Origin of the sequence: Pseudomonas sp., from assembly GCF_049301935.1 — a bacterium.
Taxonomy (GTDB): domain Bacteria; phylum Pseudomonadota; class Gammaproteobacteria; order Pseudomonadales; family Pseudomonadaceae; genus Aquipseudomonas.
In genome coordinates, this window is sequence record NZ_JBAQLP010000123.1 from 1 (window position 1) to 2,349 (window position 2,349).

Genomic DNA, 2,349 nt, shown 5'->3' on the forward strand with positions numbered 1-2,349 from the left:
AGGGGCGGGCTTTAGCCCGTCCCAGTGAGCGCAGCGAACGATTTGAGCCATTTGTTAGGCCTGTCGGGCCTGACACGGTAGCCGCCGCAACGCAGAAAGAAAAGGCTGACGCCGCCGAGTTGGAAAGAGAGCGCGGTAAGTTAATTGTTACGGTGTCCGGCATAAACCAATTCCTTTTAATAATGCCACTGAGTATGCGACTTACTGGCGACGCGATGTTGCGGGTAAAAACTAAGCTAGGAAATTTCCCCGGAGCTGCCTAACGTTTGGTTAAGGGGCGGGCTTTAGCCCGTCCCAGTGAGCGCAGCGAACGGTTTGAACCTATTGTTATGCTTTGTTTAAGCTCAAGTAATAACTGTAATAGTCGAGATCTTTAATGTAGCCGAGAGATTCATAGAGTTTTTGGGCTTGGATGTTTGATCTTGCAGTCTCAAGTGATATTCCCTTTGCCTTTGTAATGATGGCGTATTCTTTGGCTTTACTCAGAAGTTTCTTACCAATACCCTTGCCTCTAACTTTCTCGGAAACATACAGGTCATTTAGAATCCATGAGCGCTGAGCTGATACAGATGAGAAGCTCGGATAAAGCTGAGTAAAGCCTACATATTTTCCGTCAGCAGTTTGAGCATAAAAGATAGTTGACTCTGAATTTTCTAATCGCTCGGTTATAAAGTCGCGCGCAAGCGTCAAGTCAGGTTTTTTGCCATAAAATACTCTGTATGCATCAAAAAGTTCGGCGACTCCTTGAAGGTTAGTTAGTTCGGCTTTGTTTATATGTACTTCCATGTGAACTCCAGAATGAAGCATAACGTTTGGCTAAGGGGCGGGCTTTAGCCCGTCCCAGTGAGCGCAGCGAACGATTTGAGCCATTTGTTAGGCCTGTCGGGCCTGACAAGGTAGCCGCCGTAACGCAGAAAGAAAAGGCTGACGCCGCCGAGTTGGAAGGTGAACGCGGTAAGTTAATTGTTACGGTGTCCGGCATAAACCAACTCCTTTGAATAATGCCACTAACTATGCGACTTACTAGCGACGCGATGTTGCGGGTAAACCAATTCGGCAAGCGTTGCCGGAGGCTGCCTAACGTTTGGTTAAGGGGCGGGCTTTAGCCCGTCCCAGTGAGCGCAGCGAACGATTTGAACCACTAGTTAGATTACACATCGCCGCCGTCGTGGATTTTAAGCGCCTTTGCGATGGTTTCTCTAAGTTCAGTTATTTCTTTAATGTGTTGATTTGGTGATGTTGGATGTTGGTTAAATTTTGCGAGCATTAAATGTTCGCCTTTGGGGCCGCTTAAGTGCAAAGACCTGCCGGCGTAACTTTCGACTTGCGTGTAGATTCTGGAAAACTTTGAGAGATCAATTGTAGATTGGCGTCGGAGCGAATATGGTTTTCTGTATACATATTGTAGCGTCTTATTTTGTATGTTAATTAATGCTGTTACAGGTTTTGCCAGCATTATGGTGTTTAAAACCAAAACTCCTGCGATTGCAATTGTAGTGTTGGCTATCTTTGTTACGACAATAAACAGCATCGCTGAGTAAAAGGCCTGTAGAAGCCACTGTCGTGAATCTGTGGGAAGTTCGATGAGTTCTTCAGTCATGCGAGTAATCTAACGTTTGGTTAAGGGGCGGGCTTTAGCCCGTCCCAGTGAGCGAAGCGAACGGTTTGAACCAATTGTTATACGAGACTACCCAAAGAAAAAGCCAATAATTGCCGTAATAACTGCGATTATGCTACCAATTACAATTTCTTTTCCGTAGTCGGCGTAAAGTTTTGAAAAGAAATTTCGGCGATCTTGAATAGGGTGTTCTGCATGCATTAAGAGGCAGAGATTGGCAGATACATCTACTACTCGGCCAATGCTTCCGCAGTAAATAGTGCCTGTGCGATTTCCTGCTTCATCAAGTTCGTATGCTGGAAGCATAGTTTCTGTAGAGCGGCTAAGTTCTTTGAGCGCTTTATACCATCTGATTTTTGTGTTTGGTTCAGAAAGAAGTAATTTCCCCAGAGGGCTCTTGTGGTCAAAGCACTCTTCTAAAAGTCGCCCGCAGACTCCCGCTAGAAGCTCAAATTGGGAAGATTCATGGCTGTGCGGCATTCCAGTAATGCTCCAGTGCTCGCCAGCGGATCCCCACTGAATATCAAGCCGGAGATACTTGAGCGGCTCTTTAATTTCGCGGAATCTTTCTTCAAGTTCTAACCAAGATTTCATGCTGGTCCGTATAACGTTTGGCTAAGGGGCGGGCTTTAGCCCGTCCCAGTGAGCGCAGCGAACGATTTGAGCCATTTGTTAGGCCTGTCGGGCCTGACACGGTAGCCGCCGCAACGCAGAAAGAAAAGGCTGACGCC

Annotated in this window: 4 protein-coding genes; 1 reads left to right on the plus strand and 3 read right to left on the minus strand. The window is 46.7% G+C overall.

Annotated elements, in window-relative coordinates; genetic code table 11:
* Positions 1-263: hypothetical protein (locus WA145_RS16285; protein ID WP_422582565.1), on the plus strand; the 263-nt coding region annotated here is incomplete at its 5' end.
* A 64-nt stretch (positions 264-327) separates the two neighbouring features.
* On the opposite strand, the gene WA145_RS16290 is transcribed toward WA145_RS16285, so the two are convergent.
* The 3 genes from WA145_RS16290 to WA145_RS16300 all read right to left on the minus strand — a co-directional run bounded on the left by WA145_RS16290 (position 328) and on the right by WA145_RS16300 (position 2,212).
* Entirely contained in the window at positions 328-786 is a 459-nt protein-coding gene (locus tag WA145_RS16290; RefSeq protein WP_422582566.1) for a GNAT family N-acetyltransferase, read from the minus strand.
* A gap of 364 nt (positions 787-1,150) precedes the next feature.
* Positions 1,151-1,600, minus strand: a complete 450-nt coding sequence (locus WA145_RS16295) for a hypothetical protein (protein ID WP_422582567.1) — start codon at positions 1,598-1,600, stop codon at positions 1,151-1,153.
* Between the two features lie 87 nt (positions 1,601-1,687).
* Entirely contained in the window at positions 1,688-2,212 is a 525-nt protein-coding gene (locus tag WA145_RS16300; RefSeq protein WP_422582568.1) for a hypothetical protein, read from the minus strand.
* Between the last annotated feature and the right edge of the window lie 137 nt (positions 2,213-2,349).